Source organism: Kitasatospora sp. NPDC056531, assembly GCF_042794375.1.
In the GTDB taxonomy this organism is placed as follows: Bacteria; Actinomycetota; Actinomycetes; order Streptomycetales; family Streptomycetaceae; genus Kitasatospora.
This window is the reverse complement of the sequence record NZ_JBHTTU010000004.1, coordinates 172373-188057: the sequence shown is the minus strand read 5'-3', so window position 1 is coordinate 188057 and position 15685 is coordinate 172373. Positions and strand designations below refer to the sequence as shown.

Below are 15685 nucleotides of genomic sequence, written 5' to 3'. Positions count from 1 at the left end.
CCCCAACCCCCCCCCCCAAACACCACCCCCCCCCCTCGCCCTCCCCCCCCCCCCTCCGCCCCTCCCCCCCTTGGGGGGGGACCCCCCCCCCCCCCGGGGAGCCCCCCCCCGCCGCTGTGCCGTCCGGGCGCCGCGCGTGCGGCACAGCGGTGCACGGCCCCTTGCCCCACCGGTCGGCGCCTCACCACCCATCCGCCTCACCGTCCTGCGCCCCAGCAGCCTTCGCCTCACCGCCGTTCGCGTCACCGCCGTTCGGCTTACCGCCCTTCGCCTCGGGCCGAGCGGGTGAACCGTCCGCCGCCCGCGCCCCGGCCGGGCCCGGGCGGGGGCCGCCGATGGTAGGCATGGGCCGCATGGACTGGTTCGCCGCCCCCGACTACTGGCTGAGCCGGCTGCTCGTCCAACGCCTGCTCGCCGGCCTCTACCTGATCGGATTCCTCGCCGCCGCCGCGCAGTTCCGCGCCCTGATCGGCGCCGACGGCATGCTGCCGGTGCCCCGCTTCACCGCCCGCGTCCCGTTCCGCCAGGCCCCGAGCCTGTTCCACCTCCACTACAGCGACCGCTTCTTCGCAGCCGTCTCGTGGAGCGGCGCCGCCCTGGCCGCCGCCGTCGCCGCCGGACTCGGCGACGTCGTCCCGCTCTGGGCCTCCGTCCTGCTCTGGGCGGTGCTCTGGGTCCTCTACCTCTCCATCGTGAACGTCGGGCAGACGTGGTACTCCTTCGGCTGGGAGTCCCTGCTCCTCGAAGCGGGCTTCCTGGCCGCCTTCCTCGGCAACGCCGGCACCGCCCCGCCCACCCTCGTCCTGTGGCTGATGCGCTGGCTGGCCTTCCGGGTCGAGTTCGGCGCCGGACTGATCAAACTACGCGGCGACAGCTGCTGGCGTGACCTGACCTGCCTGCGCTACCACCACGAGACCCAGCCGATGCCCGGACCGCTCAGCTGGTTCTTCCACCACCTGCCCGACCCGCTGCACCGTGTCGAGGCAGCCGCCAACCACTTCGTCCAACTCGTCGTCCCGGTCGGCCTGCTGCTCCCGCAGCCGATCGCGAGTTACGCGGCCTGTGCCGTGCTCGCCACCCAGCTGTGGCTGGTCGCCTCCGGCAACTTCGCCTGGCTCAACTGGCTGACCATCGCCCTCGCCCTCGCCGCCGTCGAACCGGCCCGCCTCGGCCTGCCCGTGCACGCCCGCCGGTACCCCGGCGCCCCCCTCTGGTACGAGGCGCTGGTGATCGCACTGACCGTCGCCGTCCTCGTCCTCAGCTACTGGCCGGTCACCAACATGGTCTCGCGCCGCCAGGTGATGAACCGCTCCTTCAACCGGCTCCACCTCGTCAACACCTACGGCGCCTTCGGCAGCGTCAACCGGCTGCGCCAGGAGGTCGTGGTCGAGGGTACCGACGAGGCCGTCCTCACCCCGCACACCGTCTGGCGCGAGTACGGCTTCAAGGGCAAACCCGGCGACGTGCGTCGCCTCCCGCGCCAGTACGCCCCCTACCACCTGCGGCTCGACTGGCTGATGTGGTTCGCCGGCATCTCGCCCGCCTACGCCCGCCCCTGGTTCCTGCCCTTCGTCGCCCGCCTGCTGGCCGGCGACCGGGCGACCCTCCGGCTGCTGCGCCACAACCCCTTCCCCGACGACCCGCCGACCCACGTCCGGGCGACCCTCTATCTCTACCGGTTCACCGGATGGCGCGAACTGCGGGAAACCGGCGCGTGGTGGCACCGCACCGCGTTGCACGAGTACCTCGCGCCGGTCGACGCGCACACCCTCGGTCGGGCCGGCTACCGCCCGCCGCTCGGCCGACCGGTCCGCAGCGCCCGCAAGGTCCCGCTGGACGGGCTGCGGCGGCCCCGCCCACCCCGGACGGAGCACCCCGGCCACCCGTCCGGACCAGGGGAGGGCCACCCGGGTGGCCCTCCCGAGTAGCGTCCAGGCGGGCGGTATGGCACACGACACCGGCCCGTCCGGCGGTGGGTGCGTGCAAGGCTCGAACGGGCACCCGTATTCTGGGCCTCCACAACCGGCGGCCCGACCGCGCGCCCCCCGGCCCCGCCCCAGGGGCACTCCGCGCACCCGGTCCGTCGCCCCCTCGCCGCCAGCCCCGCCGTCGACGCCCAGAACCGGACCACACATGACAGTGCTTCACTCGCGCAACGCCGACGCAGCCGACCCGGCGGACGTCGCCGGCGCCGTAGACGTCAAGGACCCCCAGGACGCCGCCGCGGAGCCCGACCTCCGCGAGGACCTCGGCCGCTACGCCGAACTCGGCGCCTTCACCGTCCGTGCCGACACCCACGCCTGGTACGCGGCCGTCGACACCGTCGCCACCCCCGAGGACGCCCGCGCCGCCTCCACCGCCCTCGCCGAGCTGCGCGGTCGCGACCTCCAGCAGACCTGGGAAGCCGTCACCGCACTGGCCGCCGAGGCCAAGCTCGACGAACCCGCCACGATGGCCAAGACCGCGCTGCTGGTCGAGATGCTCCAGCGGGTGCACCGAACCTCCGCGACCCTCACCACCGCGGCCTACGACGCCGACCTCACCGCCCTCGTGGCCGCCACCGCGGACAGCAGCTGGCGCCGAGAGAACGGCGTCAAGCTCTCCTGGCTGCGCGGCCGCTCGCTGCGCAAGCAGGCCGTCGCCCTGGCCACCGACCGCCGGGTCCGCCGCGAGGACCTGCACGAGGCCCTCACCTCCGCTGAGATCGAGCGCCGCGCCTGGGCGGCCCTCGCCCCGGCCGGCACCCTCCCGACCGTGCCCGCCGACGGCGCCCTGGTCGACCGCACCGCCCAGGCCATCGAGGCCATCAACACCGGACTGCGCGGCCTCGCCCGCCTGCTGCCCGAGCACGACCTCGACGGGATCGCCTTCGCGGACCTGGTCGACCTGGTCGAGCGCCTCGCCGCCGACGAGGGCACCCTCTACCGCCTGCCCACCATCCGCAGCCTGCGCGCCACCCTGGAGGAGGCCGGCCTCGGCGACCTGATCGCCGAGCTCACCGCCGCCAAGGCCGACCGCCGCGCCGCCGAGGCCGCGTACGCGGCGCGCCAGACGCTCGCGGGTGGGCAGCGGGACGGGCTGGCGGAGTCGGACGAGACGGGTGCCGGGGAGTCGCTGGTCGAGGTGCCGGAGGTGGAGGCGTCGGACGCCGATGCCGAGGCTGCCGCGCGTCAGGCCCTGGCCGGCGGCCAGCGGGACGGCCTCGCGGAGGAGGCGCCGGTTTCGGTGACGGCTCCGGTCGAGGCCGAGGCTTCCGTGGCTGAGACCGAGACCGAGACCGAGGCCGAGACCGAGGCCGAGGCCGAGGACGGGGTCGACGCCGAGGCTGTCGAGACGCCGTCGGGCTCGCACCTGAACTCCGTCGAGGTCGAGTCGGCTGCGGTGGAGGATGTGACGGAGGAGGAGACCCCGGCCGCCGTGGTGTCCCTCCCGGCGCCCTCCCCGGCCGCCGACGACCTGGTGGCCGCCGCGACCGCCGCGCTGGCCGAGGCCGCAGCTGCGGACGAGACGGGGGCGGAGCAGGCGGAGGAGCCTGTCGCCGAGGTCGAGGCCGTCGAAGAGGTGGTGAAGGAGGCTGCCGACGCCGAGCCGGTGGCCGAGGTCGAGGCCGAGGTGGTTGCCGTCGAGGTCGCTGAGCCCGAGGTACCTGCCGTCGAGGAACCGGTCGCTGAGGCTGAGGTTGCCGACGAGGCCCCTGCCGTTGAGGTCGGGGAGCCGGCGGCTGAGGTCGAGGAGCTGACCGACGCTGCGATCGCCGAGCCTGCCGAGGCCGTTGAGGTCGAGGTGGCCGATGAGGGTTCTGCCACCGAGGTCGAAGAGGCTGCTGCCGGGGTTGAGGAGTTCGTCGAGGCTGGGATCGCCGAGCCCGAGGCTGCTGAGGTCGAGGTCGAGGTCGAGGTCGAGGAGCCGGCCGCTGAAGCTGACGGCGCGGAGGTCGCGGAGGTCGCTGAGCCGGTGACGGAGGCCGAGGCTGCCGAGGTTCCTGCCGTCGAGGTCGAGGAGCCCGAGGTCGAGCCCGAGGTCGTCGCCGAGGTTCCCGCCGTCGAGGTCGAGGAGCCCGAGGTCGTCGCCGAGGTTCCCGCCGTCGAGGCCGAGGAGCCCGCCGTCGAGCCTGAGGTCGTCGCCGAGGTTCCTGCCATCGAGGCCGAGGAGCCCGAGGTCGTCGCCGAGGTTCCCGCCATCGAGGCCGAGGAGCCCGAGGTCGTCGCCGAGGTTCCCGCCGTCGTCGCCGAGGTTCCCGCCGTCGAGGCCGAGGAGCCCGCCGTCGAGCCCGAGGCCGTCGAGGAAACCCCCGTCGTCGAGCCGACCGCTGTCGAGCCTGCAGAGGCCCCCACCGGCCGTCCCGAGAAGCCGGACTTCACCCCCGGCCGCCCCGTGACCGCCTACTCGGCCGACGAGCTGCTCGCCGTCGTCCGCTGGGTCGACGGCGACGGTACCGGGCGGACCGACGAGGAGCTGCTCCGGGCCGCCATGAAGGAGCTGGGCTTCGCCCGCCTCGGTCCCCGAGTAGGGGGGGAGTTGGGCGCGGCGGCCACCGCCGGAGAAGGCCAACGCTCCAACACAAAGAACGGGCCCAGGGACGCACGACCGCCCCGGGCCCTGTGCTGCATGTAGGCCGGCAGTCAAGCGCCGTGGCTCGTCAGCCCGCCTTGTTCCACGGCTGGCTGGACATCAGCGCCTTCACGTTGGACACGTACTTCGGGTTCGGGATGTCCAGGCTGCCGACGACCTCGCCCGTGGTCGGGTCGGTGACCGCGTTGTAGTGCACGTTGCCCGCGCCCGCGTTGTACGCCGAGATGACCAGGTCGAGCAGCGGTGTCTTGCCGGTGGCCGGGTCGGGGGAGAGGTCGTACTTGCCGCCGAAGGAGGAGTCGCCGTAGTAGGCGACCAGCCAGTTGAGCAGCTGGGTGCCGAGCTGCACGTTCCCGGCGAGGGTCTTCGGGTCGGAGGTCGTACCGAACTTGCCGTTCATCCAGCTGACGGTGTTCGGCATGACCTGCATGGTGCCGATCCCGCCGTCGCAGGCGAGGATGCCGGACTGCCAGCCGCTCTCCTGCCAGGCGATCGCCTTGACCAGGTTGACCGGCAGCGGCGGGAGCTTGTCGGTGCCGCCCGAGCTGAGGGTGAGCACCCGGGACTGGCCGGCCGCTGCCGCGAGCGCCGCGCCGACGGTCTCCTTGGGCTCGTCCGGCTGGGGCTTGCTGGGCTGGCAGCCGCTCTGCAGCGGTGGCACGTGCGGGGCCGGCGGTGCGGGCGGCGGCGGGAGCGCGACCGCGCCGGGCTTGGCGGTCGGTACCGGGGCGGCGACGACGGGCTTCTCGACCGGCGGCTGGGTGGCGGGCGCGGGGGCCGCGTTGCCGGTGGCCGGCTTGGCGGGGCCCGGCTGGGTGCTCGGTGCGGCCTTCGCCGTCTTGCCCGCCCCGGTACTGGCGGCGGCGCTCGGGCTGCGCGAGGCGCTGGGGCCGGCTGACACCGAGTCGGTCGGTGTCGGGGCGGCGCTCGTGGACGGGCTCGGGCTCGGCGTGTCGCTCGGCGAGGCGGTGGCCGCCGCAGCCGTGCCGGTCGCCGCCGCGTTCTGGTGGTTGTCGGCGTGCTTGGTGCCGCAGCCCGCCAGGACGGCGGTCGAGACGGCGGTGGCGGACACCAGGATCAGTGTCCGCCGGGTGGTGCTCAGCCTCATGCGTGGTTCCCCCCACTTGTCGCCGGTGATCCCGACGAGTGGCGGTCATCCTACGATGTGGGCATCGAACCCTGTACGAACGGGTGGTCGATCGCCTGCCGCAGCACGGTCGGCGCGGCGACCAGGGAGGGGCCGTACCAGGTGAGGTGCCGTCCGCTGACCAGCGCGGCCGGGACGTTCGGGAACGCCTCCGGGCCGTCCTTGGCGGTGAAGCGGTACGGTTCGTCCGGTAGCACCACCAACTCCGCTCCGCTCGCCAGGAGTTCGGGCAGCGGCACGGCGGGGTAGCGCTCGGGGTGGTCGGCGTGGACGAGCCGCAGGCCCAGGCGGTGCAGCAGGTCCCCGGCGAAGGTGTCGCGGCCGAGCACCATCCACGGGCGGCGCCAGATCGGCACGATCACGCGCGGGCCGTCCGCCGTCGGCCGTACCTCGCGCCAGGCCGTCTCCGCCTCGTCCAGCCAGGCCGGGCGGGGCAGTCGGCAGGCGGCGGTGAGCAGGCGGTCCAGCGAGCGGAACGCATCATCCAGAGTGCGGATGTCGGTGACCCAGACCGGCACCCCGGCGGCCCGCAGCGCGTCCAGGTCGGGGCGCCGGTTCTCCTCGTCGTTGGCCAGCACGAGGTCCGGTTCGAGGGCGAGGATGCTCGGCACGTCCGGGTTCTTGGTGCCGCCGATCCGGGTGACGGCCAGGTCGGCGGGGTGGCTGCACCAGTCGGTGGCGCCGACCAGCAGGTCGGGCGCGGTGGCGGCGACCGCCTCGGTCAGCGAGGGCACCAGCGAGACCACCCGGCGCGGCGGGTGCGGCCCGAGCCGTACGGGCAGGTCGAGGTCGTCGCGCAGCAGGGTGGGTTCGGCCATCCGGCCACCCTACGGGCAGGGCGGTTGTGCGGCGTTCGTCGGTGGTGCCCGTCGGCGGTGCGGAAATCGTCGGGAACCCGCCGTGGTTACGGCCCGACTACCTGGTCCGGGTCCGCACCGTGGGCCCGCAGCACGATCTGCGGCCGGCAGGTCGCCAACGCCGTGATCACCCAGGCCGGGGCCCGCAACGTGTTCGCCGACATCGACGCCGACTTCAAGCCGGGATCCTGGGAGGACGTCGTCGCCAAGAATCCGGGCTGGATCCAGCTCGCCGTACGCAACCGGGGCAGCAAGGAGGCCACCCGCAAGGCCTTCGACGACGCCGAGGGGTTCCTGAGGAGCTTCCCTGCGACCCAGGGCCTGAAAGCCGTCCAGGAGGGGCCCTTCGTGCGGCTCGGCTCCGAGGTGACCACCATCGCCGGTGTGCGCAACGCCGACGCCGTCCGGCAGATCGCCGCCACCGTTTACCCCGACCTCGTCAAGAACGGCCAGTAGAGCGTGTCTTCGGCCGCGCACGTCGATGCCACCGGCTCCACCGATTCCACCGATTCTGTCGATGCCGCCGCCGCCCGGCCCGCACCCTGCGGGCCGAGCCGCTGGCTGTCGCGCTGGCCGTCGCCCTGCTGCTCGCGCTGACCGCCGCCGTCGGTCTCGAACTCTCCTTCGGCAGCGCGCTCGGCCTCACCGTCTCCCCGGCGGCTTCTCCCCGCTGCGGCTGGTGCTGGCCGACATCGGCATCGCCCAGTTCCTCAGCGGCATCACCAGCTACCTCGTCCTGCAGACCCGCGACGAGCAGCAGACCCGGGGCGTGCTGTTCTGGCCCATGGGCAGCCTCGGCGGCGCCGTCTGGGCTCAACGGCAGCGGCAAGTCCAACCTGCTTCGCACCGTCTACCGGCACCTGCGGCCGAGCACCGGGCGGGTACTGCTGGCCGGGCGGGACCTGGCCGAGCTGCGACCCGCGCAGTCCGCCCGGCACATCGGGGCGCTGCCCCAGGGGCGCGGCGGGGACTTCGAGTTGAGCGTGCGTGAGGTGGTCGCGATGGGCCGCACCCCGTACAAGCGGGCCTCCGCCGCCGACGACGCGAGGACCACCGGATCACCGCCGAGGCGCTGGTCCGGGTCGGCATGACCGAGGCCGCCGACCGCCGCTTCGCCCAACTGTCCGGCGGCGAACGGCAGCGGGTGCTGCTCGCCCGTGCGCTCGCCCAGCAGCCGGACGTCCTGGTCCTGGACGAGCCGACCAACCACCTGGACGTCCGCCACCAGGTCGAACTCCTCGCCCTGTTCCGGGAGCAGCGCCGCACCACCCTGGTCGCGCTGCACGACCTCAACGCCGCCGCCTCGGTCTGCGACCGGCTGCACGTGCTGCACCGCGGCGCCCTGGTGGCCTCCGGGGCGCCGCGCGAGGTGCTGACCGCCGAACTGTTGGCGGAGGTCTTCGGTGTGTGGCGCCGCCGTGCTCCGGTAGCCCCGGTTCCGTAGACCGGGTTTCAGTGGCCTTGTTTCGGAGGCCCGGGTTCAGCGGCTCTCGTAGTGGCTCGGCCGACCGAGGTGCATCACCAGTCAGCCGAGCCGCGCGGCCTCTTCGTTGAGCCGCAACTCCCGCCTGCCGTCCGGCCGGTGGAGCACAGCCGAGTGTCGGGGCGTCATCCAGGCGTCGTCCGCCGGCAACAGTCGGATGCCGAACTTCAGCACCCCGGCGGGCTGCGGGTGGATCGAGAGCCGCGCCGACCTCGGGTGCTGCTCGGCGATCAACTCGCCCCAGGCGCAGCTGCGCTGGATCACCTCGTACGCCCGGCGACGGCACTCCCGCTGCAAGGCCGACTTGGTACCGGGGAAGCCCACGGTGTCCTCGGTGAGGAAGTGGGTGATGCCGCGGTAGAGCCGCAGCGTCTCCTCCTCGGTCACCACCTGCTCGCGCAACTGCTCGACGCTCGGTGCGTACCACTCGTGCACCCGGGCACGCTTCTCGTCGTACGGCGGGTCGCCGAGCACCGCCCGCAGATCGAAGGTGGCGAGGTGGCGCAGGCCCTCGCGCTCGATCATCGCGGTCAGCTCGTCCGAGTGCTCGTCGATGTGCTCGTCCGGGACGTTGATCAGATCGCCGAAGATGTGTCCGTCCGAGCAGATCAGGATCCGTGCGCCGGGCGGGTATATCCAGCCGATCCGGGCACACAGCTCGTCGAGGAAGGCCAGGGACAGCCGCTCGCCCTCGTCGGGCAGGTGGCCGGGCACCTTCGCCGGGTTCGGTGACTTGCACGGGAAGCCCGGCAGGGTGAACACGATCGGGTCACCGGCGGCGATGAAGTCCGCCGACTGGGGCGCTTTTCGGCGAACGGATAACAGCTGACAGATTTCGAAATCTGTCAGCTGTTATCTGTCATCTGCAATCTGTTCCCTGTCCGCTGTCGGCTGCCCGCCTCCGCTCAGCAGGCCGCCGCGAGCTCCCCGGTCTCGGCCGCCCGCAGTCGCGCCACCAGTTCCTCGCGTGCCCGGGCGACCCGGGAACGGACGGTGCCGACGGGGCAACCCGCGACCTCCGCCGCCTCGGCGTAGCTCAGGCCGACCACCTGGGTCAGCACGAAGGCCTCCCGCCGCTGCGCGGGCACCCGGTCGAGCAGGTCCCCGAGGGCGATCCCGTCCTCGAACCCAACCGTCGGGGTGGCGCCTTGCCGTTCCGCCGCCTCCTGCCAGTCCGGCAGTGCCGCGCAGCGCGGCCGGACGGCGGCCATCCGGTACCGGTCGATCACTGTGCGCCGGGCGATGGACAGCAGCCAGGTGCGGGCCGAGGAGCGTCCGGCGAAGGCGGGCAGGCCGCGCAATGCGCGCAGGAAGGTTTCCTGAGCGAGATCGTCGGCGGACTGGACGTCCGTCAGGTGGGCGACGAAGCGCCACACGTCCCGCTGGGTCGCACGGACGAAGGCCTCGACGTCCGCCGCCCGGCCCGATCGGGCGATCAGCGCGAGCGCGGTGAGCTGGTCGTCATCCACGGCGGCCTCCCGCCGGGCCCGCCGTTCCGGCGCACCGGCCGTGCGAGACGATGGTCACATGAGATGCGCGCAGTTCCGTACTGCTCTGTCCGCCCGACTCGACGGTGAATCGAGCGGCCTGTCGGACGCCCGGTTGGACAAGCACCTCGCGCGCTGCACCCGCTGCCGGGAGTGGTACGACCGGGCCGAGCGGCTGCGCGGCCAGGTGTGGGCGGCTGTCACCGACGGGCCGTCGCCGGAGTGGTCGGCCCGGCTGCTGGCCAGGCTGGAGGCGGAAGGTCCGGTCGGTCACGCTCCAGGGGGCCCGCAGGGCGCGGAGCGATAGGGCGGTGGCGCAGGCCGGAGCCGGTGCGCCGTCGTAGTGAGGCATGGGAAGGTCCCGAGGGGAAGGCTGGGAACGGCGCCGCGCGCAGCGGTACCGCAGACGTCCATGGGGCGATCGCGCGGCACACCGCACCTCCCGCAGGAGGCGTCGGCGAACGCGGGCCCGAACCCTGCTCGGCACGGTGCGTGGCCGCACTCCGGCACGGCGACCCGAAGGTGCTGTGGCAGCGGGGTGCGACGGACGACGGCACGACAGGGCGACCTGCCCGTCACGGAGGTCCCTGCAGTGGCCGAGGTCGGCTGGGGGAGGGGCGCGGCGGGCGCGTCAGCAGGCGGGGGCGAACGCCGGCGGGCCGCGCCGGACGACGGCATGCGTGAGCAGCGCCGACCGGGGCAGCCGGGCAGGTCGGTCGGCGGGCCGGGGAGGTGCCGGCGGCCGGTACCCGAAGGGGTGGGCGGCCAGCGCCAGCAGCGGGAGCAGCAGCGCCCCCGCGACCACGCTCCCAAGTGCGCCGAGCAGCTCGAAGAGCCGCACCAGTGCGACGTCACCGCGCCAGAGCAGCAGCGCACAGGCCAGCGCCGCCAGCACGTGGGCGACCGCCATCCCCGGCGACATGCCGTGCGACATGCCGTGCGACATGCCGGGGGGCATCCCGTGTGTCATCCCGCCGGACAGGTCATGCGACATCCCCGACGGCATCGCGTGGGACGTCCCGGGCGACATGCCCGGCATCCCAGGCATTCCCGTCATCCCGGGCAGGCCCGTGTCCATGGCCATCCCGTCGGCCGACCCGGCCGCCGTCCCGTGGTGCATCCCCGCCAGGGGGCGCAGGCTGCCGATCGTCGGCGGGACGTCCGGGTCGATGCCGGCCATCCGTGCCAGCTCGACGGGGGAGAGTCCGCTCGGCACCCGGTTCGGGTTGCAGAGCAGCAGGGCGGCCCAGTCCGTGGTGGCGAGCCGGCCTAGACCGCCGCCCCCGCGACCGAACGACCCGGCCTGTTCGAACAGCAGGTGCAGCGCGCTCTGCGCCGCGACCATCCACACGCTGATCACACCGAGCCCGCGCGGCTTCCGGGCCAGCAGCCAGGTCAGCCCGAGGACCGTCCCGAACGCGCCGAACAACACCGGCGGCGAGACTCCGGTCCCGGCCATGGCGACGTGCGCCGTGGCGGCCATCGCCACGCACAGCGCGGCGAAGACCGCGGCGCGCAGCAGGCGGATCCGGTCGGTCATCACGATGACACTCATCGTCGCACCCGCCTTGCCCGGCCCGTACCGCACCCTCCGGTATTGGCCGGTTCCGTCCCGTGAGACCATGCCCGGCTTCCCGGCTTCCCGGCTTCCCGGCTTTCACCGGCTCGGCCGATAGGTGAACCGATCAGCCGCTCGTATCACCCATTCATGCAGCCATCGATGCGATTTGACATCACACATCCCCTGCTCACTAAATGTGCACACCGCAGCACGGAACGTATGTGTCGGAAGGAAGCGGCCCGGAAGTAGGAGGCAGGCCCATGGACGCCCCGACGGAGATTTTCACGGCCACCCCGGCCACCCCGGCGTCAGCCGCCCCCGACCTCGCCGACCCCCGCTTCTGGCAGCTGCCCGCCCCCGCCCGAGCCGCCGCCTTCGCCGAGCTGCGTCGCCGCCCCGCCCCGGTGTACTTCGGAGACCGTGCCACCGGTCGCGGGTTCCACGCCCTGGTCCGGCACGCCGACGTGGTCGAGGCCAGCCGTACCCCCGCCGTCTTCCTCTCCGGCCCGGGCGTGACCACCCCCGAGCCGGCCCGCTGGGTCCGGGTGCTGTTCGGCGACTCGATGGTCAACCTCGACGACCCCCGCCACGCCCAGCTGCGCCGGATCGTCTCGCGGGCCTTCACCCCGCGGCTGCTCGGCCGGGTCGAGGAGGACGTCCACCGGATCACCACTGCCCTGGTGGACGGGGTCGAGCGCGGTCGGCCCGAGGACTTCGTCGGTGCGGTCGCCGCCGAGCTCCCCTTCCAGGTGATCTGCACCATGATGGGCATCCCCGCGGAATCGCGCCGCGCCATCCTCGACCTGGTCAACCGCACCTCCGAGGACATCGGCGTGGCCCGTCCGCTGCGCCGCCGGTTCCGGGTGCCCGGGCGCGGGCTGGCGGCGCTCGCCCGGATGCAGGGCATCGTCGCCGGGATCGGCCGCGAGCGCCGCCGCCGGCCCGCCGAGGACCTGATCTCCGCGCTGGTCACCGCCGACGTGGACGGCCGCCGACTCACCGGCCGGGAGCTGGGCGCCTTCTTCACCCTGCTGTTGGTGGCCGGGGTGGAGACCACCCGCAACGCGCTGGCCCACGGCCTGCACCTGCTGACCGTCCACCCCGAGCAGCGGGCCCTGCTGCTCGCCGACCTGGACGGGCGGCTCGACGGTGCGGTGGACGAGATCGTCCGGCACGCCACGCCGATCATCCAGTTCCGCCGGACCGTCGCGGTGGACCACGAGCTGGGCGGCCCCGGCGGCCCGCTGCTGCGGGCAGGGGAGAAGGTCGCGCTGTACTACGGCTCGGCGAACCGGGACGAGGCGGTCTTCCCCGACCCGGACGCCTTCGACATCACCCGCAGCCCCAACCCCCACCTCGGCTACGGCGGCGGCGGACCGCACTACTGCCTCGGCGCCCACCTGGCCCGGCAGGAGATGGCGGCGCTGCTGCGCGAGCTGTTCACCCGGCTGCCCGACGTGCGGTCGGTCGGCGCGCCGGAGCTCGTCCCGTCCAGCTTCGACCACCGGGTCCGTTCGCTGCGGTTCACCTTCTGAGCGCTTGCCCGGCCCCGGACCGGAGCCCTCGCCCGGGTCCTCGCTCGAACCCTCGTCCGAGTCCTCGCCCGGGCCCGCGTTTGCGTCCCCGATGATCCGTCAGGCGATCTCCCGGACCGCGTGGTCGTGCGCGAAGAGCGCCCAGTGGCGGGCGTCACGGCGGGAGCGCGGGGTGCGGAGCACAATGCCGGGCATGACAGATCGTCCGATGCCGTCCGGGGGCGGGCCCGCCGACCGTCCCACCGCCGACCGTCCCACCGCCGACCGTCCCACCGCCGACGCCTGGGCCGCCCTCGGCGGACCGGCCGAACTCCTGGACCGGGTCGGCTTCCGCGGCCCGCGGGACGGCCTGCCCTCCGGTCTGCCGGTGCGCCGGCTCGCCCGCGCCACCGTGGCCGCCTGCTCGCTGGCCGCCGCCGAGCTGGCCGCGCACCGCGCGGGCGGGCCCGTCCCCGCCGTCCGGGTGGACGAGGGGGCCGTCGCCGCCGCCTTCGTCAGCGAGCGGCACCTGGCGATCGACGGCCGTATGCCCGTCAGCTTCGCTCCGCACTCCGGGTTCTGGCGCACAGCCGACGGCTGGGTCCGCACCCACGCCAACTACCCGCACCACCGGGACCGGCTGCTCGCCGTCCTCGACCTCGCCCCGGACGCCGGGGCCGACCAGCTCGCCGAGGCGCTCGGCAAGTTGCCGGCCGAGCAGGTGCAGGAGCGCGCGTACGCGGCGGGGGCGCTCGCCGTGGCGGTCGCGCCGGTGAGTGCGGCGATGCACCCCCTGGTGGAGCGCCGGGAGACAGGGGCCGCGCCCGTCCGTCCGCTCGGCGCCGCCCCGGTGGACCGGCCCGCCGCCGGGATCCGGGTCCTCGACCTCACCCGGGTGATAGCCGGACCGGTCGCCACCCGCACCCTCGCCCTGCTCGGCGCCGACGTCCTGCGGATCGACTCGCCCCGGCTGCCCGAGGCCGAGGACGCCCACGCCGACACCGGCTTCGGCAAGCGCTCCACCCGCCTGGACCTCGCCGACCCGGCCGACCTCGCCGTCTTCGAGGGCCTGCTCGACACCGCCGACGTCGTCGTCACCGGCTACCGCCCCGGATCCCTGGACGCCCACGGCCTCGCCGCTGACGCGCTGTTCGCCCGCCGCCCCGACCTGGTCCTCGCCCAGCTCTGCGCCTGGGGTTGGACCGGTCCGTGGGCCGGCCGCCGCGGCTTCGACAGCCTGGTCCAGGCCGGCGTCGGCATCGCCGCCCACGAGGCGGCCCCCGACGGCCGCCCCGGCGTCCTGCCCGCCCAGGCCCTCGACCACGGCACCGGCTACCTCCTCGCCGCCGCCGTCCTGCGCGCCCTCACCGACCAGCGCACCGACCGCCCCGGCGGCCGCCACCTGCGCTTCTCCCTGGCCGGCACCGCCTCCTGGCTGCTGCACGGCATCGAGCCCGGGCCGACGGCCGCACCGCGCCCGGGCGCCGAGCCGTACGACCCGACGTACCGGCTCACCGAGACCGACTCGGCGTACGGACGGCTGCGGCACGCCCTGCCGCCCATCGGCTACGAGGGCGCGCCCGTCGACTGGGCGCGCCCGCCCGGGCGTTGGGGGACGGACGCGCCGGTCTGGCACTGAGTGACCAGGGGCGCGGCGGGCGATGTCAGCGGGGTCTGGCAACATCCTGCGCATGACCGCCGCACACGCCACCGACTACACCTGGTTCGAGAAGCGCTACCCCGTCCTGGGCGAGGCCTACTGCCTCACCCAGGTCCAGGGGGTCGACGCCGACGAACTGCTGCACCGCTTCGACGCCCTGACCGGCCGGGAGGTGACCGGGCTCAACGCGGTGCTCGCCGCCTGGGAGACCTTCGACGACGGGGAGGACGAGGAGGCCGAGGAGCTGTTCGACCTGGATGAGGACCGGATCCTCGTCGCCGTCGCCGAGCTCGACGGCTGGGCGCTCGCGATCGAGCCGTACGGCTACCTCGGCAGCCTGTACGAGGTCGTCCCCCGGCTCGGGGAGGGCACCCGGCTGGTCTCGCACTTCCGGAACGTCAACGCGGCGGACCACTTCCACTGGTGGGAGCACGGCACCTGCCGGCTGGACTTCGAGCCGCTCTTCGTCGACCAGCGGAACGGCACGGACGCCGAGGCCCCGGGCATCCCGGAGCTGCTGACGGCCTGCGGATTCCAGCTCGACGGGGAGCGCTACGAGCTGCACACCGAGGCCGCGTTCGCGCTCGCCGAGCGGCTGACCGACGTCCGGCTCAGCCCGGAACGGCTGGAGGCCGCCACCTTCCGGCTCGGCTACGCGCCCCGGCCGTAGCGGCGGAGGGGATAGCACGGCGCCGGGAGCGGTGGCGGCCCCGGGGCTGTGCGGCGACCGCCTTCTCGGGCGGAGGCCGCGGCGTGGAGGCCGGTCAGACCCCCGGAGGGATCCGCTTGGCCCGGCCGCGCATCTGGAGGGCCGTCGCGATCTCGACCACGCCCAGGATCAGCAGCCAGCACCCGGCCAGCACGGTCAGCGCGGCGATCGAGCCGACCGGCCAGACCATCAGCAGCACACCGGCCAGCGTGTTGGCCACACCCGCGAAGGCCTGCCAGCCGCGGGCGGGCATCAGTGGGTCGGAGATCGCGGCGGCGAACTGGGTGATGCCGCGGAACAGCCAGCCGATGCCGATCCAGAGCGCGAGCAGCAGTAGCGACTGCGCCGCACTGCGGAAGCAGAGCAGCCCGAGCAGCACGCTGATCGCGCCGCTGATGAAGGCCAGCACCCGCATCGCGGTGGTGGTGTGGGTGCCGAACGCGGCGACCAGCTGGACGATGCCGATGACCAGCAGGTAGAGGCCGAAGAGCACGCCCACCACCAGCAGCGTCTCCCGGGGCCAGGAGAAGACGATGATGCCGAGGGCGAGCGAGGCCACACCGGCGGCCAGGAGCACCTGCCAGGCGGCCCTGGCGAGCATGCCGAGCGGGCCCTGGACCGGGGTGCCGTCGGGGGTGATGATCGGAGGGGCCACGGTGGGGTACTCCTCGGGGCTGGGGGCACAGAACGCATCC

12 protein-coding genes and 3 pseudogenes are annotated in these 15685 nt (G+C 74.1%); 9 read left to right on the top strand and 6 right to left on the bottom strand.

What is annotated here, in order from left to right; all coding sequences use genetic code 11:
* Positions 1-353: 353 nt before the first annotated feature.
* Complete coding sequence (locus ACFQ87_RS07115; protein WP_380609687.1) at positions 354-1928, top strand: lipase maturation factor family protein; 1575 nt, start codon at positions 354-356, stop codon at positions 1926-1928.
* A 205-nt stretch (positions 1929-2133) separates the two neighbouring features.
* Complete coding sequence (locus ACFQ87_RS07110; RefSeq protein WP_380609555.1) at positions 2134-4614, top strand: hypothetical protein; 2481 nt, start codon at positions 2134-2136, stop codon at positions 4612-4614.
* A gap of 25 nt (positions 4615-4639) precedes the next feature.
* Here the strand turns inward: ACFQ87_RS07110 and ACFQ87_RS07105 are convergent, their stop codons facing one another.
* Entirely contained in the window at positions 4640-5680 is a 1041-nt protein-coding gene (locus ACFQ87_RS07105; protein WP_380609554.1) for a transglycosylase SLT domain-containing protein, read from the bottom strand.
* 50 nt (positions 5681-5730) lie between these two features.
* Complete coding sequence (locus tag ACFQ87_RS07100) at positions 5731-6537, bottom strand: helical backbone metal receptor (RefSeq protein ID WP_380609553.1); 807 nt, start codon at positions 6535-6537, stop codon at positions 5731-5733.
* 135 nt (positions 6538-6672) lie between these two features.
* Here ACFQ87_RS07100 and ACFQ87_RS07095 point away from each other — a divergent pair.
* The 3 pseudogenes from ACFQ87_RS07095 to ACFQ87_RS07085 all read left to right on the top strand — a co-directional run.
* A pseudogene (locus ACFQ87_RS07095) lies at positions 6673-7032 on the top strand (ABC transporter substrate-binding protein); the annotation flags it as partial.
* A gap of 190 nt (positions 7033-7222) precedes the next feature.
* Positions 7223-7387 (top strand): annotated as a pseudogene (locus ACFQ87_RS07090) (iron chelate uptake ABC transporter family permease subunit); the annotation flags it as partial.
* A pseudogene (locus ACFQ87_RS07085) lies at positions 7386-8020 on the top strand (ABC transporter ATP-binding protein); the annotation flags it as partial. The pseudogenes ACFQ87_RS07090 and ACFQ87_RS07085, both read left to right, overlap by 2 nt.
* A gap of 81 nt (positions 8021-8101) precedes the next feature.
* On the opposite strand, the gene ACFQ87_RS07080 reads toward ACFQ87_RS07085, so the two are convergent.
* A complete protein-coding gene (locus tag ACFQ87_RS07080; RefSeq protein ID WP_380609686.1) occupies positions 8102-8842 on the bottom strand; it encodes an L-tyrosine/L-tryptophan isonitrile synthase family protein in 741 nt (246 codons plus the stop codon).
* A gap of 122 nt (positions 8843-8964) precedes the next feature.
* Positions 8965-9528: a sigma-70 family RNA polymerase sigma factor gene (locus tag ACFQ87_RS07075; protein ID WP_380609552.1), complete on the bottom strand. Its 564-nt coding sequence runs from the start codon at positions 9526-9528 to the stop codon at positions 8965-8967.
* Between the two features lie 58 nt (positions 9529-9586).
* Between ACFQ87_RS07075 and ACFQ87_RS07070 the strand changes: the two genes are divergently transcribed.
* Positions 9587-9853 (top strand): zf-HC2 domain-containing protein, encoded by a 267-nt coding sequence (locus ACFQ87_RS07070; protein ID WP_380609551.1) that lies wholly within the window; start codon positions 9587-9589, stop codon positions 9851-9853.
* A 324-nt stretch (positions 9854-10177) separates the two neighbouring features.
* Here ACFQ87_RS07070 and ACFQ87_RS07065 read toward each other — a convergent pair whose 3' ends face one another.
* Positions 10178-11101, bottom strand: a complete 924-nt coding sequence (locus ACFQ87_RS07065) for a hypothetical protein (RefSeq protein WP_380609550.1) — start codon at positions 11099-11101, stop codon at positions 10178-10180.
* 266 nt (positions 11102-11367) lie between these two features.
* On the opposite strand from ACFQ87_RS07065, the gene ACFQ87_RS07060 reads away from it, so the two are divergent.
* The 3 genes from ACFQ87_RS07060 (at position 11368) to ACFQ87_RS07050 (ending at position 14951) form a co-directional block, all read left to right on the top strand.
* The gene (locus ACFQ87_RS07060; RefSeq protein ID WP_380609549.1) at positions 11368-12642 is read left to right on the top strand and encodes a cytochrome P450; all 1275 of its coding nucleotides are present in this window, start codon (positions 11368-11370) and stop codon (positions 12640-12642) included.
* 193 nt (positions 12643-12835) lie between these two features.
* Positions 12836-14260, top strand: a complete 1425-nt coding sequence (locus tag ACFQ87_RS07055) for a CoA transferase (RefSeq protein ID WP_380609548.1) — start codon at positions 12836-12838, stop codon at positions 14258-14260.
* A gap of 52 nt (positions 14261-14312) precedes the next feature.
* Complete coding sequence (locus tag ACFQ87_RS07050; protein WP_380609547.1) at positions 14313-14951, top strand: DUF6461 domain-containing protein; 639 nt, start codon at positions 14313-14315, stop codon at positions 14949-14951.
* Between the two features lie 94 nt (positions 14952-15045).
* On the opposite strand, the gene ACFQ87_RS07045 is transcribed toward ACFQ87_RS07050, so the two are convergent.
* Positions 15046-15645: an HdeD family acid-resistance protein gene (locus tag ACFQ87_RS07045; protein ID WP_380609546.1), complete on the bottom strand. Its 600-nt coding sequence runs from the start codon at positions 15643-15645 to the stop codon at positions 15046-15048.
* Positions 15646-15685: the final 40 nt, after the last annotated feature.

Excerpts from the sequence above, each read along its gene's own strand:
- ACFQ87_RS07110 (WP_380609555.1), top strand. The coding sequence starts at position 2,134 with ATGACAGTGCTTCACTCGCGCAACGCCGACGCAGCCGACCCGGCGGAC.
- ACFQ87_RS07100 (WP_380609553.1), bottom strand. The coding sequence starts at position 6,537 with ATGGCCGAACCCACCCTGCTGCGCGACGACCTCGACCTGCCCGTACGG.
- ACFQ87_RS07050 (WP_380609547.1), top strand. The coding sequence starts at position 14,313 with ATGACCGCCGCACACGCCACCGACTACACCTGGTTCGAGAAGCGCTAC.
- ACFQ87_RS07070 (WP_380609551.1), top strand. The coding sequence starts at position 9,587 with ATGAGATGCGCGCAGTTCCGTACTGCTCTGTCCGCCCGACTCGACGGT.
- ACFQ87_RS07060 (WP_380609549.1), top strand. The coding sequence starts at position 11,368 with ATGGACGCCCCGACGGAGATTTTCACGGCCACCCCGGCCACCCCGGCG.
- ACFQ87_RS07065 (WP_380609550.1), bottom strand. The coding sequence starts at position 11,101 with ATGAGTGTCATCGTGATGACCGACCGGATCCGCCTGCTGCGCGCCGCG.
- ACFQ87_RS07115 (WP_380609687.1), top strand. The coding sequence starts at position 354 with ATGGACTGGTTCGCCGCCCCCGACTACTGGCTGAGCCGGCTGCTCGTC.
- ACFQ87_RS07105 (WP_380609554.1), bottom strand. The coding sequence starts at position 5,680 with ATGAGGCTGAGCACCACCCGGCGGACACTGATCCTGGTGTCCGCCACC.
- ACFQ87_RS07055 (WP_380609548.1), top strand. The coding sequence starts at position 12,836 with ATGACAGATCGTCCGATGCCGTCCGGGGGCGGGCCCGCCGACCGTCCC.